The organism is Streptomyces sp. 7R007 (genome assembly GCF_054850255.1).
Map to the genome: position 1 here is coordinate 188451 of NZ_JBTWMV010000009.1, position 23120 is coordinate 211570.

The following is a 23120-nucleotide window of genomic DNA, read 5'->3' on the forward strand; positions in this document are numbered from 1 at the left end:
CTTGAACGAAGTTGATCTTGCGGTGGAAGGCGCTTTCGCACGCCCGGAAGAAGGAATTCCTTCTGATTCCCCTCCTGTTGCGGCAGGTCTTTCGCGGACGCGAGCGCCCCCCGTGGCCTGCCTCACCTCGGGAAACTGGCGCGATCGGCCACGCCGGCCACACGGGCCACGCCCTGCTACTCTGCGTCGTCAACTGACAGCTTTGAGTAATTCCTAGGGGTGCGTGTGAAGGTCGCCTGCGTCGGCGGCGGGCCCGCCGGCCTGTATCTCTCCATCCTGCTCAAGCGGCAGGACCCGTCCCACGACATCACCGTCCACGAGCGCAATCCGGAAGGCTCGACCTACGGCTGGGGCGTGACCTACTGGCGCGGCCTGCTCGACAAGCTCCACGCCCACGACCCCGAGTCCGCCCGGGCCATCGAGGACGGCTCCGTCCGCTGGAGCGAGGGCGTCGCCCACGTGCGCGGTCTGACGGCCCGGCAACCCGGCGACGAGGGACACGGCATCGGCCGCCACCGCTTCCTGGAGATCCTCGCCGAACGGGCCCGTTCCCTCGGCGTGCGGCTGGAGTTCGACAGCGAGGTCGACCCCGACGACCTGCCGGACGCCGACCTCGTCGTGGCCGGCGACGGCGTGCGCAGCGCCCTGCGCGCCCGCAGCGCCGGGCACTTCGGCACCGAGGTCGCACACGGCCGCAACTGCTACGTCTGGCTCGGCACCACCAAGGTCTTCGACACCTTCACCTTCGCGTTCGTCGAGACCGACCACGGGTGGATCTGGTGCTACGGCTACCCCTACAGCGCCGACCGCAGCACCTGCGTCATCGAGTGCGCCCCGCACACCCGCACCGGCCTGGGCCTGGACCGCGCCGGCGAGGCCGACGGGTTGGCCCTGCTGGAGAAGCTCTTCGCGCACGTCCTCGACGGCCACCCCCTCATCGGCCGCTGCGACGAGCGCACCGGCGCCCAGTGGCTCACCTTCCGCACCGTCACCAACCGCACCTGGCACCGCGGCAACCTCGTCCTCGTCGGCGACGCCGCCCACACCACGCACTACTCCATCGGCGCCGGCACCACCCTCGCCCTGGAGGACGCCATCGCCCTGGCCGGCGCCCTGCGCGAGCACGCCGACCTCCCGCGGGCCCTCGCCCGTTACGAACACGCACGCCGGGCCGCGCTCCTGCCCGCGCAGAGCGCCGCCCGCTACAGCGCCCAGTGGTACGAGAACCTCCAGCGCTACATCGACCTCCCGCCGGAGCGGATGTTCGCCCTGCTCGGCCAGCGCCACTCGCCCCTGCTGCCCTACGTTCCGCCCCAGCTCTACTACCGCCTCGACCAGGCGGCCGGGCAGTTGGAGGCGCTGCGCCGGCTCAAGCGCTGGCTCGGGCCCAGGGTCGCGCGCACGGTCCAGGCACGGACACCGGCCGCCCGGAAATAGGCGTTGGGTGAATGCCCATTCACCCACTATGGTGAATGGGCATTCACCCGTTCTCCACCAGCCTGGAGCGCCATGGAGCAGCCCGCCCCGATAGCCCGCCCGGCCGCCCTGCGGGACCGGCTCACCGTCCCCGTGCTGGCGTTCTGCGGCATCCTCATGGCGGTCATGCAGACCGTGGTCGTCCCGCTGCTCCCCGACCTGCCCCGCCTCACGGGCGCCTCACCGGGCACCGTCTCCTGGATGGTCACCGCCACCCTGCTGTCGGGGGCCGTGCTGACCCCCGTTCTGGGCCGAGCCGGCGACATGTACGGCAAGCGCCGGGTGCTGACGGCGGCCCTGGCGCTGATGACGCTCGGCGCGGTGATGTGCGCCCTGTCGTCCGACATCGCCGTCCTCATCCCGGCCCGGGCCCTGCAGGGCGCCGCCGCGTCCGTGGTGCCCCTGTCGATCAGCATCCTGCGCGACGAACTCCCGCCGGAGCGCCGGGTTCCGCGGTGGCGCTGATGAGCTCCACCGTCGGCATCGGCGCCGCCCTCGGCCTGCCGCTGGCCGCGCTCGTGGTGCAGTACGCCGACTGGCACACCATGTTCTGGGCCAGCGCCGCCCTGGGCGCCACGGGCCTGGCGGCCGTGTGGTGGGCGGTGCGGGAGTCGCCCGTACGCCAGCCGGGCCGGTTCGACGTGCCGGGCGCGCTGGGACTGGCCACCGGACTGGTGTGCCTGCTGCTGGGCGTGTCGCAGGGCGGGCAGTGGGGCTGGGCGAGCGCGCGGGTCCTCGGTCTGTTCGGCGCCGCCGTGGTGGTCCTCGCGCTGTGGTGGTGGCGGCAACTGCGCACCGAACAGCCGCTGGTCGACCTGCGGCTGGTGTCCCGGCCGCGGGTCGGTCTGTCGCATGCGGCGGCCCTTCTGGTCGGCTTCGCCTTCTACGCCAACTCCCTGGTGACCGCCCAGCTGGTGCAGGCGCCCAAGGCCACCGGATACGGGCTCGGGCTGTCGATCGTGGCCACCGGACTGTGCCTGCTGCCCGGCGGGCTGACCATGCTGGCCTTCTCCTCCCTCTCCGCCCGCATCTCCGCGGCCCGCGGCCCGCGCATCACCCTCGCCCTCGGCGCCGCGGTCCTGGCCTGCGGATACGCCGTGCGGCTCGCCGACAGCCGCGACCTGTGGATGATCATCGTCGGCGCGACCATCTGCTCGACCGGCACCACGCTCGCCTACTCGGCGCTGCCCACCCTCATCCTGCGCGCCGTCCCGGCCGAGCAGACCGCCTCCGCCAACGGCGTCAACGTCCTGATGCGCACCATCGGCCAGGCCGTCTCCAGCGCCGCCGTCGCCGCGGTGCTGGTGCACCACACCAGCCTCGTCGGCGGGAGCCAGGTGCCCACCCTGCACGGCTATCTGCTCGCCTTCGTGATGGCCGGCGCGATCGCCCTCGCCGCCTGCGCGATGGCGCTGGCCATCCCCGGCGAGCCGGCGCCGGAGGGAACACGCCGGGCCCGTGGCGGCACGCGGGACGCCCGCGGCGAGGCACTCAAGGGAGCATGAGGGGCGTGAGCACCCGACCCGCGGCCACCGCGCCCGCCCGACGCGACGCCGAGACCACCAAGGCGGCCATCCTCAAGGCCGCCCGCCATCTGCTGGCCCGGCACGCCCACGCCGACATCACGCTGAAGGCGGTCGCCGAACGCGCCGGTGTCAGCCCGCCGTTGATCCTGAAGTACTTCGGCAACAAGGACGCCCTCTTCGCCCGGGTCATGAGCTTCGAGGCCGACGCCGAAGCGCTGCTGGACGCACCGCTTGCGGACCTCGGCCGGCACATGGTCCGGCATGTGCTGGTCAGCCAGTCCCGGCAGGGCGCCGACCCGCTGCTGCGGATCGTCTTCGCGCCCCTGCACGGCGAGCAGGGCGACATCCTGCGCGCCAACTTCCGCACCCAGGTGACCGAACGGCTCACCGCCCGCCTGAGCGGACCGGACGCCGGGCTGCGCGCGGAACTCGCCGTCGGCGCCCTCATCGGGCTCGGCGTGGTCTACGGCATCGCCCGCGGCCCCCACGTACGGGACGCGTCGGTCGAGGACGTCGTCTCCCGGTACGCCCCGCTGGTCCAGGAGCACCTCACGCCGGGAACCGCCCGCCGCTAGCCGGTCGAGCCGGGGTCAACCCGGGCTGATCAGCAGGCGGTCGAGGAAGGCGTTGCCGAAGACGCGGTGCGGGTCGAGCCGGTCCAGGACCTCCACGGCCTGCGCCCAGACCTCGGTGCCGATCGACGCGGGCACCGCGGTGCCCAGCACCTCCCCGTCGCTCCAGGCGGCCTCGTCCGTGTAGGCCCAGCCCTTGGACCACTCCACCCGGGTCAGCGCGTCCTGTCCGTCGTAGGTGTCCAGCAGCCACCGCTCCAGCTCCCGCAGGAACGTCTCCGCGTACGGCGTGCCAGGCAGCGTCAGCACGTCCAGCCACACCGCGGTGTCCCACTCCGGGTGCCCGTCGACCGGCCGCAGCGCCGACAGCGCCGGAGCCCGGGCGCCGTCCACACCGGCCTCGGCCGGGTCGTCGAGGCCGGTCACCCGGATCTCGACCGAGCCGTTGACCGGGAAGCGGCCCAGCGTGGCGTACGCGGTGAGCCGCTCCTGGTAGAAGGACGTGAACTCGTGCACCACGCGCTGCACCCGGTCCCGGCCGGTGAGCACCGCGTACCCGTTGGCCGTGACCCGCAGCGTCGTCGGCCTGATGTACAGCAGGGTGTTCTTGGAGGGGCCCCAGAGGTCGGCGGACAGCGTGGCCACGAGCCCGGCCGCCGCCGCGTCGTACTGCGCGTTGCCCAGTACCGGGGCCAGATACCAGGCCGCGTCCGACACCATCCGCCCGGCCAGATCGGCGACCAGGGTCGGCACGTTGTCGGAGAACGGGTAGTTGTACGGCGTCGTCACGTGCCGCGAGGTGAGCGGCTTCGCCGGGGACACGCTCCACACCTTCAGCCACGGGAACTCGGTGAACGCGAACCAGATCGCCTCCACGCGCCCCGCCTCGTCCAGGAACCCCGCGAGCGTGCGCCCGTCGCCGCCGGGGGCCGCGAAGAGTTCGGCGGCCGGGATGTCCGTGCGGCTGACGCACCGCAGGTCGACGTCGGCGCCCACGCGCAGCACCACCTCGGTCACCAGCGCCCGGCCCAGATGGACGAGCAGGGCCGCGCAGTCGGCGTCGGCGCGCTCGTAGGTCCGCAGCACGTAGGCGCCGGCGTCCGCGTCCCACACCACCGCCGTCAGCGACAGCACCCGGTTGCTGAGCGAGCCGTACGTCCGGCCGGGCGGCCGCTGTTCGTCCGCGGCCGGTACGGCGGTGCCGTGCGCGTCGACGGCCAGGGCGCCGCCCAGGGTGAGGTCGCCGGGTGCCGGGGTGGCGGTGAGACCGAGGCCGTGTTCCTCCAGGAAGGCGAGGAGGGCGTCCATCGTGACGCCGGTGCCGGCGCGCACGGCGGTGTCCGAGTCGAGGGCCAGGCCGGTCAGGTGCGTGGCGGTGTCGACGAGCAGGACGGGCGCCTGCGACGCCGTCCCCTGCGTCACGGTCAGCGGGGACCAGCCGTGCGCCATCCCGCGGGCGCGGACCCTCCAGCCGTGCTGCCGGGCCCAGTTGACGACGTCGACCACCTGGCCGGCGTCGGCCGGGGCGCAGGCCCACAGGCCGTCGGCGGTGATCTCGCCGACCCAGTTGCGGTACGCCGACCGGTAGAGCGCCACGCCGGCCGGGAAGTCCGGCAGCTCCTGCGCCGCCGCGGCCGGGTCGGCGGCGAGCAGAACGGGCCCGGCGGCCAGGGCCGCGGCCGAGAGCAGGAAGCCCCGGCGGGTCCAGGCGGGGTCGGGGGAGGGGAAGTTGCTCACTGAACCATGCGTCACGGGCCCACACGGTAGACGCGCGTTGACACGTGCCAGGGGTGTGTCCATGACTATCACCCGTGTGGGTGACAAACGCACAGCTGCGGCACCAGAGTGGTCGGTTCCGCGCACGGACGTGACGGATGACAGACTGACGCCATGGACGAGCGCACTTTCGGTAGGTCTGATCAGCACGCATCCGTCGTCGGACTCGGCACATGGCAGCTGGGCGCCGACTGGGGAGACGTCGACGACAAGGAAGCCCTGGCGGTGCTGGAGGCGGCGGCCGAGGCGGGGGTGACCTTCTTCGACACCGCCGACGTGTACGGCGACGGGCGCAGCGAGGAGACCATCGCCGCCTTCCTGCGCGGCCGGCCGGACCTGCACGTGCTGGTGGCCACCAAGATGGGCCGCCGCGTCGAGCAGATCCCGCAGAACTACGTTCTCGACAACTTCCGCGCCTGGAACGACCGTTCCCGGCGCAACCTCGGCGTGGACCGCATCGACCTGGTGCAGCTGCACTGCCCGCCCACGCCCGTCTACTCCAGCGACGAGGTGTTCGACGCGCTCGACACCCTCGTGGAGGAGGAGCGCGTCGCCGCCTACGGCGTCAGCGTGGAGACCTGCGCGGAGGCGCTCACGGCGATCGCCCGCCCGAACGTGGCGAGCGTGCAGATCATCCTCAACCCGTTCCGCATGAAGCCGCTGCGCGAGGTGCTGCCCGCGGCCCGGGAGGCGGGCGTCGGCATCATCGCGCGCGTGCCGCTGGCCTCCGGGCTGCTGTCGGGCAAGTACACCAAGGACACGGTCTTCCCCGCCAACGACCACCGCACCTACAACCGCCACGGCGAGTCCTTCGACGTCGGCGAGACCTTCTCCGGCGTCGACTACACCACCGGCGTCGAGGCCGCCGCCGAGTTCGCCGCCCTCGCCCCCGAGGGGTACACCCCGGCCCAGCTCGCCCTGCGCTGGATCATCCAGCAGCCGGGCGTGACCACGGTGATCCCGGGCGCCCGCTCGCCCGAGCAGGCCCGCGCCAACGCGGCCGCCGCGAAGCTGCCGGAGCTGGGCGAGGACACCCTCGCCGCCATCCGGGACCTGTACGAGCGGCGGATCAAGGACCAGGTCGAGGCGCGCTGGTAGCCGCCGGGCTCACGGCTCCAGGAGCAGTTGCCACTCCTGCTCCTGGTCGCCGGAGACCGACCCCTGGTCCTGCGTGGTGAAGGCGTGCGACAGCCGCTCGCGCGCCGTCGCCACCGCGTCCGGGGAGCCCTGCACGGTGACCGTCACCGCCCCGGACAGGTGGCCGCCGCCGCCCCGCCCGTCCGCCGACGCGGCCCGGTCGTGCCGGAACCTCGCCGTGTGCACCGTGACGCGGTCGTCGGCGGGCGGTTCCTCCTCGGCCTGCCCGAAGGCGGGCTCCAGAGCCCGCACCACCGCCCGCGCGTCGGCGGCGTCACCGCCGCTGACGGTGATGGTGAGCTCGGTCGCCGACGTACCGCCTGGCTGGTCGTTGTGCGTCATGCGCTTCGTGTAACCGCGCCGTGATCGCTCAAACGGCTCACCCGCCGCGCGGTCGAATACGGCCGAACGGGGAACACGGGACATCGGGTACGCAGTGGTCGAGTGAGCCGGGAGGAGCCTTGTCCGTCACGGAGAACGGCCCGGACACCGTGAACGAGTGGGGGCGGCACGAGACCGAGGCCGAGCGCGCCGACCGCAAGTGGGGCGAGCTGATCCAGGAGGTCAGGGTCGCCCAGACCGGGGTGCAGATCCTGTTCGGCTTCCTGCTGACCGTCGTCTTCACGCCCAAGTACGCACAGCTGGAGCACACCGACCAGACCATCTACATCGTCACGGTCGTCCTGGGCGCCGCCGCGACCGGCGCGCTGATCGGGCCCGTGTCGCTGCACCGGCTGGTGTCCGGCCGGAAGGTCAAGCCGGAAGCCGTCGCCTGGGCCTCCCGGCTCACCTTCGTCGGCCTGGTGCTGCTGCTGGCCACCATGACCAGCTCGCTGCTGCTCATCCTCAGGGTCGCCACCCACAACGCCGCCGTGCCCTGGATCGTCACCGGCGTGGTCGGCTGGTACGCGCTGTGCTGGTTCGTCGTACCGCTGTGGACGCGCCGTCGTCACACGACGTGAGCAGGCCCTGGGCCCGCATCTGCCGGTCGTGGACGCGGCCGAGCACCAGCACCGAGACGGTGGCGCCGATCAGCGCGCAGAACATGTCCCACTGGGTGTCCCACACATCGCCCTGGGTGGCCAGGAAGGCGTCCGCGGAGTGCCCGCCGACCACCGCCGCCAGCCACTCCAGCAGCTCGAAGACGGCGCTGAAGGCCAGGCAGGCGCACACCGTCAGCGGGGCCAGCCACCGGCTGCCGCGCAGCGGCGAGGTGCGGCTGAGCAGCTCCCGCACCAGCACCGCCGGCACGAACCCCTGCATGAGGTGGCCGAAGCGGTCGTACGGATTGCGGGCGAGGCCGAAGGCGTCCCGCACCCAGTCCCCGGCCGGCACCTGCGCGTAGGTGTAGTGGCCGCCCACCGCCAGCACCAGCGCGTGCGCGGCCAGCAGACCGCAGAGCAGGTTCGTCAGCGGGAAGCGCCGCCAGGCCAGCACCACCAGCGGCAGCCCGACCAGCACCCACACCGTCTCCAGGAACCAGGTCGCGCGATCGCGCGGCGCGTACGCGGACACGGCCATGCCGGCGACGACGAGCGCGGCGGACAGCGCGGGCAGCCGCCGTCGTGGCGGGGCGGGACGCAGGGCGATGACGCTCATGGGGACTCCTCCTCGTGGAGCCCCCATCGTGGCCGCGCACCCGGGACGGGAGCATGAGTACGGCTACTCAGCCCCGCCGGGGCGCAGCGCTCACTCCCGGGAGGTGCGCAGGGCCGTGATGCACGCGGCGATGGCCTGCTGCAGCTCCTCCAGCTGCTGCACGACGTCGTTCTCGTCCCCTTCGACGAACTCCTGCACATCGTCGAAGGTGAGCTCCTCGAAGGCCCTCGTCGCCTTCTGCAGGCTGCTGTAGAACTTCGTGCGCCGCTCCTGCACCCGCAGCTCGGGATCGGCCTCCACCGCCTCGGCGACCAGGGACTTCATCGTGTCGTAGGCCTCGTCGGCCCACTCGCCGCCGCCCTCGTCCTCCTCCAGCTCGTCGAGCAGGGACAGATGCCGCTCGGCCTCCTGGCGCAGCTCGACGGGCGCGTCCACGGTCTGCCCGGCCGGCGTCCTGATCCGGCCCGACTCGGCGATCTGGCGGACGTAGCCGATCCGGTCGGCGGCCCGGCTCTCGCTGGCGACGGCCTTCTTCAGGTCGTCGGTGCGCACGACGTCCCGCGCCAGCTCGGCCTGAAGCTCCGGGTCCTCGCGCACCCGGTCCAGCAGCGCCTGACGGGCCGCCCGGGCGGTGGAGGGGTCGGCGAGGATCGCGGCCCGCAGCGCGGTGGGGTTCTCGGCCACTTCGAGGGCCTTGGTGGGCCGGATGCCCTCGGCCTCGGCGGCCTCGGCGATCGCGGTGCCCCGCTCGGAGGCGGCGCTGGTGCGGGAGACGTAGTAGCTCAGCCACACGTCGGCGTCCGGCAGCTCCACCTCCTGGCCCGGCGCGAGCGCCTCGAAGTGCGGGACGAGACCGTCGTCGGCGGCCCGGTCCCAGGCCCTGTAGTAGCGCATCACGCGCTCCGGGGAGCAGCCGGCGAGCTCCGCGAACTCCTTCGCCGACACCTTCGGCGTCTCGTCCGCGCCCTGGCCGCCGGGCCGCACGCTGCGCGCCACCATCAGCCCGAAGGCCCACCCTCCGGTCCGCGCGTACACCCCGAACTCGCGCGCGTCCCGCGCCACGAGGTCGGACAGCGGCGCGGGGGACGTCTCGGACGGGACGATCGCTACGGTCACCGATGACTCTCCTGTGCAAGAACTGGTCGGACTGCGCCGCCGTGAGGGCGAGAAGCGCAGGCGAGCAGCCTATGGCACACCGCGGCGAGGCCCCGGCAGCGGCGGGCGGTCAGCCCAGGGCGTCGTGCAGCGCCGGCAGCAGCGTCTTCGCCGACCAGTCCAGGAACTCCGGCTGCGACTCGCCGCCGATCTGCACCAGCGCGATCTCCCCGAAGCCGGCCTCCGCGTACGGCCGTACCGCCTCGACGAAGTCGTCCGGGTCGTCGCCGCACGGGATCGAGGCGGCGACGTCGTCCGGCGTCACGAACTGGGTGGCCGCCTCGAACGCGTCCGGGTGCGGCAGCTCGGAGTTGACCTTCCAGCCGCTGCCGAACCAGCGGAACTGCGCGTGGGCGCGCTTGACGGCCGTGTCCCGGTCGGGGTCGTAGCACACCGGCAGCTGGCCCACGCGCGGCTTGCCCTCGCCGCCGTGCCGGTCGAAGGACTCCAGCAGACCGGCCTTGGGCTCGGTGGCGATCACCAGGTCGGCGAGCCGGCCGGCCAGCGCGCAGGACTGCTCGCCGGAGACGGCGATGCCGATCGGCGGCGGCTCGTCCGGCAGGTCCCACAGCCGGGCCGACTCCACGTCGAAGTGCGTGCCGCGATGGTTGACGTGGCCGCCCTCGAAGAGCGCGCGGATGATCTCCACCGCCTCTTCGAGCATCTCGTGGCGTACGTCGACCGAGGGCCAGCCGCCGCCCACCACATGCTCGTTGAGGTTCTCGCCGGCGCCGAGCCCGAGCCGGAAGCGGCCCTCGGACAGCAGCTGCATCGTCGCCGCCTTCTGCGCCACCACCGCCGGGTGGTAGCGCATGGTCGGACACGTCACGTACGTCATCAGCGGGATGCGCGAGGTCGCCTGCGCGGCGGCGCCCAGCACGCTCCAGGCGTACGGGGAGTGGCCCTGCGTGCGCAGCCACGGGAAGTAGTGGTCCGAGGTCACCGAGAAGTCGAAGCCCGCCTCCTCGGCCCGCACCAGGTGGTCGACGAGCTCACGGGGGCCGGCCTGCTCGGTCATCATCGTGTATCCGATTTGCACCATAACCGGCGAGTCCCCGGCACGGGCGGCGGAAAACAGGCCTCGATCCGGAATGGATCAGCGGGCAGGATGCCCTCATGAGCGCGAGCCCCCTGCCGTCCAGCACCCCCGCCGCCCAGGGCGTCGACGCGTCCGGCGTCCACGCCTTCCTCGACGCCCTCGAAGCGGCCCCCGCCATCGAGCCGCACAGTCTGATGATCATGAGGCACGGTCGTCTCGTGGCCTCCGGCTGGTGGGCTCCGTACGCCCCGGACCGGCTCCATCTGCTGTACTCGCTGAGCAAGAGCTTCACCTCGACGGCCCTCGGTCTCGCCGTCGGCGAGGGGCTGGTCCGGCTCGACGACCCGGTCATCTCGTACTTCCCGGAGTTCGACGCCGACATCACCGACCCCCGCAGCCGCGCGATGCTGGTTCGGCACGTGGCGTCGATGGCCAGCGGTCATCTCACCGAGACCTGGGAGCAGGCGCGGGCCCTGGACGCCGAGGAGCCGGTCCGTGGCTTCCTCCTGCTGCCCCCGGACCGGGACCCCGGGACCGTCTTCGCGTACAACCAGCCCGCCACCTACACCCTCGCCGCGATCCTCCAGCGGGTCACGGGCCGTCCCCTGACGGGGTATCTGCGCGAGCGGCTCCTGGACCGGATCGGGGTCGGCGAGGTCGCCTGGATCCGCGGCCGGGCGGGCCGTGAGCTGGGCTTCAGCGGGCTGCACGCCACCACCGACGCCATCGCCCGGCTCGGCGAGCTGTATCTGCGGGACGGGGTGTGGCAGGGCGAGCGGCTGCTGCCCGAGGGCTGGGTGGCCGAGGCCACGCGCGTGCACACCGACACCGCGGACGGGACGGCCGAAGGGGCGCTGTCTGACTGGCAGCAGGGCTACGGCCTGCAGTTCTGGAGGTCCCGGCACGGCTACCGCGGGGACGGGGCGTACGGGCAGTTCTGCCTGGTGCTGCCGGAGCACGACGCCGTGGTCGCGACGACCGCGGCGACCGAGGAGTTGCAGACGGTCCTGGACCTGGTCTGGGAGCACCTGCTGCCGGCCTTCGGGCCCGGCCCGCTCGTCGGCCGTGAGGACGAGGACGCGGCGCTGCGGGAACGGCTGGAGCGGCTCGCGCTGCCCCCGGCCGCGGGGAAGCCCGCGCCGCCGGAGCGGGCCCGGGACTGGGCGGGCGCCCGGTTCACGCCGTCCTCGGGCCGGTGCCCGGACCAGCCGGGACTGACCGGGGTGGCGGTGACGGAGGGCGCGGACGGCTGGGGGCTGACCCTCACCGAGAACGGCGACCGGCTCGGGCTGCGGTTCGCGCCGGAGCGGTGGCTCGTCGCCGACGCGCCGGTGCCCACCGCGGTCAGCGGCGGCTGGCGCGACGCGGACACGCTCGCCGTGGACGTGGTGCTCCTGGAGACACCGCACCGGCTCACCGTGACCTGCGCGCTGTCCGACCGCACCTTCACCGCGCGCTGGCGCACCACCCCGTTGCACGCCGCGCCGCTGCGGTCGATGCGCGCGCCCCGCCGGTCAGCCTGAGGGCACCCGGAAGGTGCGCAGGAACGTCTTGAGCGCCTGCCGGTTGACCGCGTCGTCCCAGTCGGCCTCCGGGGTCGTCCAGCGCAGCGAGAACCCGGTGCCGCCGCCGAGCAGGAAGCCCCGGCCGAAGGTGTGCACCCGGGTGCCGTCGTCGTCGAGGAGCCACTCCATGTCGGCGGCCTGGCGGCCCTGGTACGTCGTGGCCCCGATGGCGCCGACGCGCTGGTAGCCGGGGTACGCCCGCAGCTCCGGCTCCACGTCGTCACGCCACACGGCGACGGGATCCGAGCCGACGACCGTGCTGTAGGTGACCGCCAGGGTGCGCGGATCGTTCTCGGCGCCGAACGTCACCCGGTAGGCGACGTCGCTCTGGCGCGAGGTGTCGATCCGGCTGAAGCCCTCGGGCAGGGCGATGGAGAAGCCCTCCGGCGCGGTGTAGTGACGGAAGCCGGACGGGAGCGCCGTGCCCGAGGGGGACGGGGAGACGGTGGGCGTCGCCGGAGCGGACGCGGACGCGGATGCGGACGTGGACGCCGACCGGGACGCCGGGAGGGACGCCGAGGGGGACACGGTGGTCGAGTGGCCCTCGGTGCGGTCGGTGGGGCGGGGGGCGTTCGAGGACGGGCTCGGCCGGGGGGCCGTCGCGGTGTCGTTGCCGTCGGTGCCGGGGAGTTGACGTGTCGCGGCGAGGACGGCGACCACGACGGTGACGACGGCCAGGGCGGTGCCGGCGGTCATGGTGCGCCGGCGCCACGCCGGGGCGGACTGCCAGGCGGCGGCGTAGACGCCCCGCCACCGGGCACGCGAGGTCTCCCGCCCGGCGTGTGCGGGGTCCTGGTCCAGGACGCCGGCGAGCGCCTCGCGGACCACCTGCCGGGTCAGCCGCTCGCGGGAGTCCTTGCGCAGCAGCCCGTGCACGGTCCGGGCGAGCGGCCCGGCCCGTACGGGGGTGCGCACCGGAAGCCGGTCCACGCCCTTGAGCGTGACCTCGGGACGGCCCCGGTCCCGGAACGGCGGGCGTCCTTCGAGCATCGTGTAGAGGATCGCGCCGAGCGCCCACAGGTCGGCCGCCGGTCCGATGCGCTCGTCGCGGGCCTGCTCGGGGGAGGCGTACGACGGTGCGGTCAGACGCGGCGCGAGGGTGGCGCCGGCCAGCCCGAAGCCGGTGACCACCACCGACCCGTCGTCCCGCACGAACACCTGCCCCGGGCTGAGTTCGGCGTGCGTGATGCCCTGCCCGTGCGCCGTCTCCAGCACGTCCAGCAGCTCCAGTCCGACGCGCGCCGCCCGCTCCGGCTCGAACGTCCGTTCCCGGCCGAGGAGTTCGCCCAGGGGAGTGCCGTCGATCCATTCGGAGACGGTCCACAGGACACCGTTGTCCTCCACGGCGTCCACGACCGTCGCGACCCCGCTGGGGCACAGCAGGCCCATGGTCTCGGACATGCGCAGGACGCGCGAGGCCGCCAGGGCCGCGGTGTCGCCGTCGGTGCCGGGCGGCAGCACGATCTGGGTGAGCAGATAAGGGCGTTGCAGATCGATGTCCTTGCCGTACCAGCTGATGCGGTTCGTCTCACGGTGGACGACATCGACGAGTTGGTACCTGCCGGCCACCAACTCGTGTGTGAAGACGTGCGCCTTGACCATGGTCATCCCTCGCTGAACCGCCGGCTTTCACCTTTCCCACAGGTACGCGGGGTGTGACGGGGCGTGTTCAAATGGACAACAATTCAGTAAGGCCGGAAGGTGTTTCTTCACACGCCGTTCGAAGAAAACCGTGAACTCACCTTTTGCTGACTGGAATTCAGCAAGGGTGTGAATATGCCAGGTCGTTCATGCCGGTGGACCGACCTGCCGTCGCCGTCACACGTCACGCCGTACCAGGAACGCCTGCAGCGACCGCAGGTCCTCCAGTGCCCCCGCGTGCGGGCAGGCCGCCACGAGGGCGGCCTCGGCCGCCGCGACATGCCGGCGCGCCTCCTCGCGCGCGGCCGACCGGCCGCCGAGCGCGTCGAGGAACCCGGCCGCCTCGTCGTGGCGCCCCGCCTCGACGAGGGCGGTCAGGCGATCGGCCGCGGTGGCGGGGGAGCGGTGGAGCGCGGCGAGCACCGGATAGGTCTTCTTCCGTTCCCGCAGATCGCCGTGGACGGCCTTTCCGGTGACCGCCGGATCGCCCCAGAGGCCCAGCACGTCGTCGACGATCTGGAAGGCGACTCCGAGATGCCGCCCGACCCGGTCGAGTGCGGCGGCCGTCGCGGCGGACGCGCCGCCGAGCAGAGCTCCGAGCGCCGCCGCACAGCCGAGCAGCGCACCCGTCTTGTGCTCGGCCATCGTCCGGTACTCGGCCGGCCGCACCCGGTCCGGACCCGTCCAGGGCCGGTCGGCGAAGAGCAGGTCGTCCGCCTGCCCGCGCACCAGATCGCCCAGCGCCGCCGACAGGGTGCGCACGGCCCGCGCCCCGGCCGGCGTGACGGCGAGGGTCTCGACGGCCAGGGCGAACAGCGCGTCGCCGGCGAGGATCGCCGGACCCGTCCCGTACGCCTTCCACACGGTCGGCCGGCGCCTGCGGGCCTGGTCGCCGTCCATGATGTCGTCGTGCAGCAGTGAGAAGGTGTGCACCAGTTCCACCGCGACCGCCGCCGGCACCCCGGCCCGCCCGGGCGCCCCCGCGGCCTCGGCGCCCAGCACGGCCAGCGCCTGCCGCACCCCCTTGCCGCCGGACGCGGCGACGGGCGCGCCGCCTACCTCGCACCAGCCGAGGGAGTACGCGGCCATCTCGCCCACCCAGGGATGCAGCCGGGCCACGGCGTCCTCCAGGGCGGGCCGCACCAGGACACGGCAACGGTCCAGGACGTCGGCCGGCCGCGTCGTGAGCGCGGTCACCGGACGACCTCCACCGCGACACCGAGCTCCACCCGGGCGCGCGCCACCATCTCGTGCGCGTGCCGCAGCCCGATCCGCTTCAACTCACCGGCCAGCTCGTCCAGTTCGGCGGCGGTCTCGGCGCTGTCGCGCCCCAGCCGGGCCAGCGACTTGACCAGTCCGAGCCGTGCCAGCGCCGTCCCGCGCGGCTCGCCCATGCCCCGGAACGCCGCCAGCGCCGTCTCGTACCAGTGCCGGGCCTCGGTGTAACGCCCCGCGCGGTACAGGACGTTGCCGCGCATCTTGTGGTTGTAGGCCAGCGCGCTCGTCAGGTGCATCGCCCGGCACGCCGACTCCCCCTCGCTCAGCAGCGCGAGCGCCCGCTCGGTGTCGCCGTCCCGCGCGGAGACCACGTCGGCGAGCCCGCGCAGCGCCCAGGCGTGGCCGCGCCGGTCCTCGGCCCGCGCCGCGATCCGCGCCGCCTCCTCGAACAGGGCGTACGCGGTGTCGTACGCCCCGGTCTGCCGGTGGATCTGGGCGATGCCCTCCAGTGCCCACACCGTGTGCCGGGCCTCGCCACGCCGCCGTGCCTCGGCCAGGAGCTGCTCGTGCAGCCGCCGCACGGCCTCGTAGTCGCCCTGGATGCGGCCGGTCTCGGCCAGCCCCGCCAGCGAGTAGCCCCGTACGACGACGTCGCCGCCGCGCTCGCCGAGGTCGGCGGCCAGCCCCAGCAGCCGCCGGGCCAGCGGAAACGCGCCGCGCTGCCGTGCGAGGGTGCCGCCGCTCCACAGCGCCCAGGCCATCGCCGCCGTGTCCCCGGCCGTGCGGGCGGCGCGGTAGCTCGCCTTCCAGGCCCGCTCGGCGTCCCGGACCTGCCCCAGCCGGCGGTGCGCCTCGGCGACCGCGAGCCCGGACCGCGCGGCCTCCTTGTGCTCTCCGGCCCGCTGCGCCTCCCGCAGCCGCTCGGTGCCGGCGGCGAGGACGTCGGTCAGGGAGGAGTTCACGGACAGGGTGGTGAGGGCGCCCTGGTATTCCGGGGCGAATGCCTTGCCGTACATGGATCCCTTTCGGTGCGTACGTCACGGTGACGGGTCTGCCCGACCTCTATGCACTGTGTGTATACACATGGTGTATAGAGCGTCGAAAATGAACCCTGGCCCAGGGGCCAGGGCATCATCTGTTGCCGGTCAAGACGTCGCGGGCGTCGGGGAGGTTGCCTGTGCGACGCAGATCACCCGACAGGGCGTCAGTGCTGCTGCGCTTTCTGCGGAGTGGCCTCGCTCGGCCGTACCACGACGTAGCCCTCGCCCTGCAGCATCAGCTGCACGGCCTCGCCCGAGCCGCCGCGCAGCATCGAGCCGATGGACTGCGACCGGTGCAGCGACGTCTGCAGCCCCGCCGTCCAGCCGACGACCGCGTCCGTGTCGACGAACACCGGGTACTGCGGCGAGACCGGGATCACCAGCGGGTTGCCCTCGCAGATCAGCCCCAGCCTGCCGTGGCCCGTGAAGACGCTGTTGAACAGGCCGCCCCCGGCGATGCCCGCGCCCTTCACGGTCGCGATCCGGTACGACAACGACGCGTCGAAACACAGCACGTTGCGGCCGTTGACGGTGAACTCGTCACCGGCCTCGACGTCCACGATGAAACAGTTCTGCGCCTCGTGCGCGAACCAGGCCTCGCCCTGCCCGCGCACCGCCATGAGCGGCAGTCCCTCCCCGGTGACCGCGCGCTTGAGCATGCCGCCCACGCCCTGGCCCTTGCGCTCGAACTGGAGGTTGCCGCGGTAGGCGACCATCGCCCCCTGGCGGGCGAGCATCTCGCCGTTGACCGCGTACCTGATGCACTTGGCGTTCTCGACCGTCATGCCGGGCGCGGTGGCCGGCTGGACCATGTGCTCACTGGAAAAGAGATCACCCTTCATGCGGGCATCCTGGCCCGGAGGAGTGCGTTCCGCCAAGATCACGGGGAGGCCGGGTGCGCAACCGGCGTCAGGCGCCGAAGAGCTGGGTCCAGTACGTGCCCGCCGGACCGCCGCCCGCGAAGCCGACGCCGATGTGGGTGAAGTCCGGCTTGAGGATGTTGGCCCGGTGCCCGGGGCTGTTCATCCAGCCCTCCACCACCTCGGCGGCGAAGCGCTGGCCGCAGGCTATGTTCTCGCCGACCGAGCGGTGCCGGGCACCGGCCGCGGCGGCCCGGTCCCAGGGCCGGCCGCCCTCGGGGGAGGTGTGGGAGTAGAAGGCGCGGGCGACCATGTCCGCGCTGTGCGCCTGCGCGGCGCGGGTGAGGAACGGGTCGACGGCCAGGGGCGGCAGCGCGGCCCTGGCCCGCTCGCGGTTGGTGAGGCCGACCACCTCGGCCGCCGTCCGCTCCAGGCCACCGGGGGTGAGGGGGCACGCCCACAACGCGGTCCAGTAGGTGTCGCCGCGGCCGTCCGCCGCGCGGCCCAGGCCGGCGTGAAGGAAGGCGGGCTGGTGCAGGGTGCGGCGCGGCTGCCCGGTGCGCAGGCAGTAGTCGACGAACTCGGCGGGCGTGCGCGGTCCGGAGACCAGGTGCTCGCCGACGGTGAGATACGTGTAGCCGGCGGCGGTGACGCGCTGGTACACGGAGACGCCGTCACGGCCCTCGACGCCGAGACGCCCCGCCGCGGCCATGGCCTCGGCGTGGGCACGAGCGGCGGCCGTCAGCCGCGCGTCCAGGGCGACGGGCGGTGAACCGGCCCGGGCGCGGGCGGAGTTGACCAGGGGGAGGAAGCCGTCCGGGTCGGGGGAGGGCGGAGGGGCGGGCGCCCTGTGGCCGTGGGAGGCGGTCGGCGGGGCGGGCGCTTTGTGGTCGTGGGGGGAGGGTGGAGGGGCGGGCGCTTTGTGGTCGTGGGGAGAGGCCGGTGTGGCTCCCTCGTCGGCCACGTCCACCCCGAAGTCCCGGACCAGCCCCGCCAGCCCGTCCGCGTACCCCTGGCCCAGGGCGCGCAGCTTCCAGCCGGCGGACCGCCTGTAGAGCTCCGCGAGCAGCAGGACCGTCTCCTGACGCGGGCGGGGCGGTGCGAACCGGGCGAGCGGACGCCCCGCCGGATCGGTGACGTGGAGCACGGGTACGGGCAGGGCGCCCAGCGGGGTGCCGGGGGCGGCGGCGGTGACGGCCACCGTGACGCGGGTCGCGCCGGCGCGCAGCCCCGCCGGGTCGACGGTGAGTGCGTCGCCGGCCAGGCGCGCGCCCGGGGCGGACGGCTGGTTGTAGAAGACGAAGTCGGCGTCGCCGCGCACCCGGCCCGAGTCGTCCGTGACGAGCGCGGACACGTCGAAGGGACCCGGCACCCGGACGGTGACGGCGCCGTCCGGAAGGGGCGTGTTGCCCCCGGGGACCAACTCCCTCATCGCGCCGCCCTGGTGTCGTCGTCCGCGCCCCCGCGGGGCTCGATCGGACAACGCCCGCCAGGGCGCGCGAGTTCCCGCCGGTCAGTGCCGTCCGACGCCCGGGGCCACGTCCTCGTCCCGCTCCACCGCCGGCAGCGCGCGCCGCCCCGCCGCGCCCTTCCCGCAGAACGCCGACTCCAGCGTGCCCAGCATGGTGGAGAGCACCGCCCCGTTGTTGGAGGTGTTCGCCAGCGCCGTCAGCGTGCGGCGGCCGTCCTTCGAGGCGAAGGCGTACGTGTAGTAGCCCTGTACGGCGCCGGTGTGGCCGTACACCGACACCCCGCACGACAGGTCGCGGCGCCGCAGCCCGAGCCCGTACCCCTGCGTGCCGGTGACCGGCAGCATGCGCTCCATCTGCCGCAGCCCGGCGGCCGAGGTCAGCCGGCCGCCGAGCAGCGCCCGCAGGAAGGTGGACAGGTCACGGGTGCTGGAGATGAGCGCGCCGGCGCTCTGGGCCCAGGACACCGTCTGCTCGGTGGCGTCGACGAGGGGCGCGCCTGCCCGGTCCGGGGTGAGGTAGCCGTCGGCGTGGCGGCCGGGGATCGCCGTCTTCGGGTGGACGTAGAAGGTGTCGCGCAGGCCGAGCGGCTTGATGACGCGGTTCTCGTACGCGGTCCGTACGGAGTGGCCGGTCAGCTTCTCGATGAGCATGCCGGCGACGACGAAGTTGGTGTTGGAGTAGGAGTACGCGGCGCCCGGCGCGTTGGTGCGCGCGTGCCGCAGGGCGAGGCCGAGCAGCTGACGGTAGGTGAAGACCTTGGTGCGGACCGCCTCGAAGCCGGCGACGGAGCGGGCGAACATGTCGTTGGTGTAGTCGTACAGACCGCTGCGGTGCCCCAGCACCTGCCGGACCGTGATCCGCCGGTCGGGCAGCAGCCCGGGCAGGTAGCGGTCCACCGAGGCGTCCAGGTCCAGCTTCCCCTCGTCGGCCAGTTGGAGCAGCACCACGGCCGAGAAGGTCTTGGTGACGCTGCCGATGCGGAACCGGTCGGCGTTGCCGAGCGCCCGTCGGCCGGCGCGGTCGGCCACGCCCGTGGCCGCCGTGCGCACGTTGCCGTGGTCGTCGACGCGGGCCATGGCGCCGGGCGCGCCCTGCCGCACGGCGGCGCGCAGCACGCCGCGCAGGCCCGCGACGTCCGGCTGCGGGAGGGAGTCGGCCCGGGCGGCGGGCGCGGGGAGGGTGAACAGGCAGAGCAGGGCGGCGCCCAGGGCCGACGCCCGGGGTGCGAGATGGGTCACACGCACGCGAGGCAACCTTCTTCCGGCTCGTCACATCTCCCCAGTCGACGCACGGTTGGTCACCTGCTGATCACTGAGCGATGCGAGTTGGCAAAGTATTGCCATATATCGCACGGAAAGCGATGATTTAGGCTTTACATGTACATGACTCATCCATAAGGGTTTCGTCCCGGGGCCCGACCAGCCCCCATGGCGCTCAACGGCGCCGTGTCCCAAGGCGGTTGGTGATCCCCGCCGCCTTGCCAGGAAGGAACCCTCATCAGTGCGTAGACCGCACATACGCAGCGTGGCGGTCGCCGTCGCCGTGACGACGGCCGCCACCGGCCTGGCCGGCACCGCCTTCGCGGGCCCGGTCACGGGGGCCGGCCACGCGGCTGCCGCCGCCGACACCCCGGCCGCCTCCGTGGTGGCCGCCGCCCGCGCCGCCGCCTTCGCCCACGCCTCGGCGACCGGCGTCTCGCAGGGCGACGAACTGCGCGCCCAGGACGTCATGATCGACCCGGAGGGCGCACGGCACGTCCGCTTCACCCGGACCCACCAGGGCATGCCCGTCCTCGGCGGCGACCTCGTCGTCCACCTCACCCGGCAGCTGGCGTACGCCGGCGTCACCCGGGCCGCCGACCACACCGTCCGGCTCGCCGCCACCGACGCCACGCTGACGGCCGCGCAGGCGGAGCGGAAGGCGGCGGCGGTCGCCCAGGGCGACGCGGGCACCGCCCGGCTCGTCGTGGACGCCCGGGACGGCGCGGCCGCGCTCGCCTACCAGGTGACGGTGACAGGCAGCGAGACCGCCGAGGCCGGCGGCAGCCGGACGGTCGTCGTCGACGCCGTCACCGGCAAGGTCCGCAGCAACACGCCCGACAGCGACGAGTTCCTCTCGCCGAAGCTGCTCAAGGCCCTGAGCCGGCGCGGCGAGACGCTCGACCCCGCCACCGGCACCGGCGCCGAGGCCACGACGCTGAGCGCGTCCGCCGCCGCGGCCTCCGGCGCCACCCGCTACCCGGCGACGGCCAAGGGCACCGGCAAGTCCCTCTTCGTCGGTCAGGTCCCGCTGACCACCACGCAGACGGCCCGCACCAGCTACCTGCTGAAGGACCCCACCCGCTGGGGCACCGAGACGCGGGACGCCCGGGGCCAGGAGCTGGAGAGCTTCGCCCGGGGCAAGAAGTTCACCAGCACGACCAACAAGTGGGGCAACGGCGCGGTCTCCAGCCGCGCCAGCGCCGCCGTCGACGCCCAGTACGGCATCACCGAGACGCTGGACTTCTACAAGAAGACCTTCGCGCGCAAGGGCATCGAGAACAACAGCAAGGGCGCCCACGGGATGGTCCACTTCGGGAACCAGGTGGGCAACGCCTTCTGGGACTCGACCTGCGACTGCATGCTGTACGGCGACGGCGACGGCGACATGATCAAGAAGCCGCTCGTCGTCCTCGACGTCACCGGCCACGAGCTCACCCACGGGGTCGTGGACGCGACGGCGAAGCTGGAGCCGACCCGGATCGACTCGGACGGCAACCAGTACGGCGAGCCGGGCGCGCTGAACGAGTCCCTCGCGGACATCTTCGGCTCGAACGTGGAGTTCTTCGCGAAGAACGCCAAGGACACCCCGGACTACCTCATCGGCGAGAAGCTGGGCCTGGACCAGAAGTTCCTGCGCCGTCTGGACCACCCGTCCCTGGACAAGCTCGAGGGCACGATCGACTACTGGTCGCCCGAGACGTACGACGCCGAGGTGCACGCCGGTTCCGGCGTCTCCTCGCACGCGTACTACCTGCTCGCCGAGGGCAGTGGCCGCAAGACGATCGGCGGCGTGACGTACGACTCGCCGACCTACGACGGCTCGACGGTCAAGGGCATCGGCCGTACCAAGGCCACGGCGATCTTCTACCGGGCGCTGACCCGTTACATGGTCTCCACCACCGACTTCCACGACGCGCGCACCGCGACGCTGAAGGCGGCCAAGGACCTGTACGGCCTCAACAGCACCGAGTACAAGACGGTGAACGCGGCCTGGGCGGCGGTCAACGTCACCCTCGCCAACGCGCCGGCCGACGACCGGCACTGACGGCGGCCGCCGCTCACACCCACTGCCTCTCCACCTCGTCGGCCACACCGAACCCGGCGTCGCAGGAGGGGCAGTGGGCCCTGCCGAAGACGTGCGCGCCGCCCCCGGCCCTGCGTCGTCCCGGTGCCCAAGAGCGCGTAGTCACCGGCCGACGTGAACGTCCCGTGGGAGCCGAAGGTCACATACAGGCCCTCCTCGCACGCGGGGCACTCCAGCTCGTACTCCTCGTGGGCCGCTCCCTCCAGCACCTCCGCCCAGATGCCGGCACGCCGAGCAGGCCGCGGGCCACGTCCAGGAGTTCGCCGATCTCACGGGCGTACCGCTCGTGCTCCTCGGAGTCCGGGTCGGTCGCGATCAGGCCGGCCATGAGCACGGCCTGTATCGGCTCGCCTGGTGGCGCAGGGCGGACCACAGCTGCGACCAGACCTCGTCGTCCTCGGGGCCGCCGAGTCGTGCGAAGAGGCCGCCCGGCACTGACAGTCCCCTCACAGACGAATCCTGCTTCTTTTATTGACGACGGAAAAGAAGGGGAATAGGTTCCCGGCCATGCGCCCGCCCCCTCGTGTCGAGACGTTCCCGGCCAACACGCCGGCCGCCTCGCAGATCTTCACCGCGGTCCTGTCCCACGGGCCCCTCACCCGGCTGGAGGTGGCCCGGCGTACGGCGCTGTCGCCGGCCGCCGTCACCAAGGCCGTCAAGCCCCTCATCGAGGCCGGCTACCTGGTGGAGGACGCGGCCGACGAGGTGCGGCCGGCGCTCGGCAGGCCCGCCAACCCCGTACGGGTCGACGGCGCACGGGCGTTGTTCCTCGGGATCAAGGTGACCGGGGACGAGGTCATCGGCGTCCTCGCCGACCTGTGCTGCCGTATCCGTGCCGACCGCCGGGTGCCGCTGACCGGGCGCGACCCCGGGCCGGTCCTCAAGCAGATCGCGGACCTGGCGGCCGAACTCCTCACCGAGGCCGACCGGTCGGGCGTCGGCGTCCTCGGGCTCGGCATCGCCGTCTCCGGAGACGTGGACCGCGCGGAAGGCGTCGTACGGTACTCGCCGTTCCTGGAGTGGCGGGACGTGCCGCTCGCCGAACTCGCCGCCATGACCACGGGGTTGCCGGTCACCGTCGACAACGACGTGCGGGCGCTGACCGTGGCCGAGCAGTGGTTCGGCGCCGGACGGGGCCTGTCGGACTTCGCCGTGGTCACCGTCGGCGCGGGCATCGGCTGCGGACTCGTGGTGCACGGCCGGGTGGTGGCCGGCGCCCACGGGGTGGCCGGCGAGATCGGGCACGTCACCGTGGACCCCGCCGGCCCGCCCTGCCACTGCGGCAACCGCGGCTGCGTGGAGGCGATCGCCTCGGACGCCGCCATCCTGCGCCGCATCCGCGAGAGCACCGGCGCCGAAGTCGCCGACACCGCCGAGGCGCTGACGATGGCTCACCACGACGTGGCCGCCGCCCGCGAGGCGTACGCGCGCGCGGGCGAGGCCATCGGCCGCGGCATCGCCACCGTCGCCAACCTGCTCGGCCCCGAACGCGTGATCATCTCCGGCGAGGGGCTCGCCGCCCACGACCTGTTCGCCGAGCAGATCCGCGACGCCTTCGCCGCGGCCGCCTTCGGCTCCGCCGCGCGGTGCGACGTACAGACCCGCCCGCTGCCCTTCGAGGAGTGGGCGCGCGGGGCCGCGGCCACCGCGATCCAGTCCTTCATCACCCCCGACGACCCACCACCGAGCCGCTGACTCA

The 23120-nt window shown here is 73.3% G+C and carries 18 protein-coding genes and 1 pseudogene; 8 read left to right on the top strand and 11 right to left on the bottom strand.

Annotated features, from left to right (window positions below; genetic code table 11):
• Positions 1-219: 219 nt before the first annotated feature.
• From ACYF6T_RS14925 to ACYF6T_RS14935, 3 genes and pseudogenes are all read left to right on the top strand, one after another.
• Entirely contained in the window at positions 220-1437 is a 1218-nt protein-coding gene (locus ACYF6T_RS14925) for an FAD-dependent monooxygenase (protein WP_461696587.1), read from the top strand.
• Between the two features lie 165 nt (positions 1438-1602).
• A pseudogene (locus tag ACYF6T_RS14930) lies at positions 1603-2981 on the top strand (MFS transporter).
• The gene (locus ACYF6T_RS14935) at positions 2978-3577 is read left to right on the top strand and encodes a TetR/AcrR family transcriptional regulator (RefSeq protein WP_461696589.1); all 600 of its coding nucleotides are present in this window, start codon (positions 2978-2980) and stop codon (positions 3575-3577) included. Before ACYF6T_RS14930 ends, ACYF6T_RS14935 begins: the two are co-directional and overlap by 4 nt.
• Before the next feature lie 15 nt (positions 3578-3592).
• Here the strand turns inward: ACYF6T_RS14935 and ACYF6T_RS14940 are convergent, their stop codons facing one another.
• Positions 3593-5326 (bottom strand): cholesterol oxidase substrate-binding domain-containing protein, encoded by a 1734-nt coding sequence (locus tag ACYF6T_RS14940; protein WP_461696590.1) that lies wholly within the window; start codon positions 5324-5326, stop codon positions 3593-3595.
• A 138-nt stretch (positions 5327-5464) separates the two neighbouring features.
• Here ACYF6T_RS14940 and ACYF6T_RS14945 point away from each other — a divergent pair, with 138 nt between their 5' ends.
• On the top strand, positions 5465-6448 hold the full coding sequence (locus tag ACYF6T_RS14945) for an aldo/keto reductase (RefSeq protein ID WP_461696591.1): 984 nt from the start codon (positions 5465-5467) through the stop codon (positions 6446-6448).
• Between the two features lie 9 nt (positions 6449-6457).
• On the opposite strand, the gene ACYF6T_RS14950 is transcribed toward ACYF6T_RS14945, so the two are convergent.
• Positions 6458-6829, bottom strand: coding sequence for a hypothetical protein (locus ACYF6T_RS14950; protein WP_461696592.1), 372 nt, complete (start codon positions 6827-6829; stop codon positions 6458-6460).
• A gap of 119 nt (positions 6830-6948) precedes the next feature.
• On the opposite strand from ACYF6T_RS14950, the gene ACYF6T_RS14955 reads away from it, so the two are divergent.
• Positions 6949-7449, top strand: coding sequence for a DUF6328 family protein (locus ACYF6T_RS14955; protein WP_461696593.1), 501 nt, complete (start codon positions 6949-6951; stop codon positions 7447-7449).
• Here ACYF6T_RS14955 and ACYF6T_RS14960 read toward each other — a convergent pair.
• The 3 genes from ACYF6T_RS14960 to ACYF6T_RS14970 all read right to left on the bottom strand — a co-directional run bounded on the left by ACYF6T_RS14960 (position 7373) and on the right by ACYF6T_RS14970 (position 10283).
• Positions 7373-8086, bottom strand: a complete 714-nt coding sequence (locus tag ACYF6T_RS14960) for a DUF2238 domain-containing protein (RefSeq protein WP_461696595.1) — start codon at positions 8084-8086, stop codon at positions 7373-7375. The two genes, ACYF6T_RS14955 and ACYF6T_RS14960, sit on opposite strands and share 77 nt — an antisense overlap.
• Before the next feature lie 90 nt (positions 8087-8176).
• Positions 8177-9202 carry a hypothetical protein gene (locus ACYF6T_RS14965; protein ID WP_461696596.1) on the bottom strand — a complete coding sequence of 342 codons (1026 nt, stop codon included), beginning with the start codon at positions 9200-9202 and terminating at the stop codon, positions 8177-8179.
• Positions 9203-9311: 109 nt separating this feature from the next.
• On the bottom strand, positions 9312-10283 hold the full coding sequence (locus tag ACYF6T_RS14970; protein ID WP_461696598.1) for an LLM class F420-dependent oxidoreductase: 972 nt from the start codon (positions 10281-10283) through the stop codon (positions 9312-9314).
• A gap of 74 nt (positions 10284-10357) precedes the next feature.
• On the opposite strand from ACYF6T_RS14970, the gene ACYF6T_RS14975 reads away from it, so the two are divergent.
• Positions 10358-11803, top strand: a complete 1446-nt coding sequence (locus ACYF6T_RS14975; RefSeq protein WP_461696599.1) for a serine hydrolase domain-containing protein — start codon at positions 10358-10360, stop codon at positions 11801-11803.
• Here ACYF6T_RS14975 and ACYF6T_RS14980 read toward each other — a convergent pair.
• The 6 genes from ACYF6T_RS14980 to ACYF6T_RS15005 form a co-directional block, all read right to left on the bottom strand.
• Complete coding sequence (locus ACYF6T_RS14980) at positions 11795-13453, bottom strand: serine/threonine protein kinase (RefSeq protein ID WP_461696600.1); 1659 nt, start codon at positions 13451-13453, stop codon at positions 11795-11797. The genes ACYF6T_RS14975 and ACYF6T_RS14980 overlap by 9 nt on opposite strands.
• A 210-nt stretch (positions 13454-13663) precedes the next feature.
• On the bottom strand, positions 13664-14683 hold the full coding sequence (locus ACYF6T_RS14985; protein WP_461696602.1) for a polyprenyl synthetase family protein: 1020 nt from the start codon (positions 14681-14683) through the stop codon (positions 13664-13666).
• The gene (locus ACYF6T_RS14990) at positions 14680-15720 is read right to left on the bottom strand and encodes a tetratricopeptide repeat protein (protein WP_461696604.1); all 1041 of its coding nucleotides are present in this window, start codon (positions 15718-15720) and stop codon (positions 14680-14682) included. Before ACYF6T_RS14990 ends, ACYF6T_RS14985 begins: the two co-directional genes overlap by 4 nt.
• Positions 15721-15908: 188 nt before the next feature.
• Positions 15909-16586 carry an AIM24 family protein gene (locus tag ACYF6T_RS14995; RefSeq protein WP_461696606.1) on the bottom strand — a complete coding sequence of 226 codons (678 nt, stop codon included), beginning with the start codon at positions 16584-16586 and terminating at the stop codon, positions 15909-15911.
• Positions 16587-16653: 67 nt separating this feature from the next.
• Positions 16654-18036 (bottom strand): CAP domain-containing protein, encoded by a 1383-nt coding sequence (locus ACYF6T_RS15000; RefSeq protein ID WP_461696607.1) that lies wholly within the window; start codon positions 18034-18036, stop codon positions 16654-16656.
• An 81-nt stretch (positions 18037-18117) separates the two neighbouring features.
• Positions 18118-19329: a serine hydrolase domain-containing protein gene (locus ACYF6T_RS15005; protein ID WP_461696608.1), complete on the bottom strand. Its 1212-nt coding sequence runs from the start codon at positions 19327-19329 to the stop codon at positions 18118-18120.
• Positions 19330-19576: 247 nt separating this feature from the next.
• On the opposite strand from ACYF6T_RS15005, the gene ACYF6T_RS15010 reads away from it, so the two are divergent.
• Positions 19577-21382 carry a M4 family metallopeptidase gene (locus ACYF6T_RS15010; protein ID WP_461696609.1) on the top strand — a complete coding sequence of 602 codons (1806 nt, stop codon included), beginning with the start codon at positions 19577-19579 and terminating at the stop codon, positions 21380-21382.
• A gap of 546 nt (positions 21383-21928) precedes the next feature.
• The gene (locus ACYF6T_RS15015; RefSeq protein WP_461696610.1) at positions 21929-23116 is read left to right on the top strand and encodes an ROK family protein; all 1188 of its coding nucleotides are present in this window, start codon (positions 21929-21931) and stop codon (positions 23114-23116) included.
• The last annotated feature ends 4 nt before the right edge of the window (positions 23117-23120 follow it).

Excerpts from the sequence above, each read along its gene's own strand:
- ACYF6T_RS14935 (WP_461696589.1), top strand. The coding sequence starts at position 2,978 with ATGAGGGGCGTGAGCACCCGACCCGCGGCCACCGCGCCCGCCCGACGC.
- ACYF6T_RS14945 (WP_461696591.1), top strand. The coding sequence starts at position 5,465 with ATGGACGAGCGCACTTTCGGTAGGTCTGATCAGCACGCATCCGTCGTC.
- ACYF6T_RS14950 (WP_461696592.1), bottom strand. The coding sequence starts at position 6,829 with ATGACGCACAACGACCAGCCAGGCGGTACGTCGGCGACCGAGCTCACC.
- ACYF6T_RS14960 (WP_461696595.1), bottom strand. The coding sequence starts at position 8,086 with ATGAGCGTCATCGCCCTGCGTCCCGCCCCGCCACGACGGCGGCTGCCC.
- ACYF6T_RS14970 (WP_461696598.1), bottom strand. The coding sequence starts at position 10,283 with ATGGTGCAAATCGGATACACGATGATGACCGAGCAGGCCGGCCCCCGT.
- ACYF6T_RS14975 (WP_461696599.1), top strand. The coding sequence starts at position 10,358 with ATGAGCGCGAGCCCCCTGCCGTCCAGCACCCCCGCCGCCCAGGGCGTC.
- ACYF6T_RS14980 (WP_461696600.1), bottom strand. The coding sequence starts at position 13,453 with ATGACCATGGTCAAGGCGCACGTCTTCACACACGAGTTGGTGGCCGGC.
- ACYF6T_RS14990 (WP_461696604.1), bottom strand. The coding sequence starts at position 15,720 with ATGTACGGCAAGGCATTCGCCCCGGAATACCAGGGCGCCCTCACCACC.
- ACYF6T_RS14995 (WP_461696606.1), bottom strand. The coding sequence starts at position 16,586 with ATGAAGGGTGATCTCTTTTCCAGTGAGCACATGGTCCAGCCGGCCACC.
- ACYF6T_RS15000 (WP_461696607.1), bottom strand. The coding sequence starts at position 18,036 with ATGAGGGAGTTGGTCCCCGGGGGCAACACGCCCCTTCCGGACGGCGCC.
- ACYF6T_RS15015 (WP_461696610.1), top strand. The coding sequence starts at position 21,929 with ATGCGCCCGCCCCCTCGTGTCGAGACGTTCCCGGCCAACACGCCGGCC.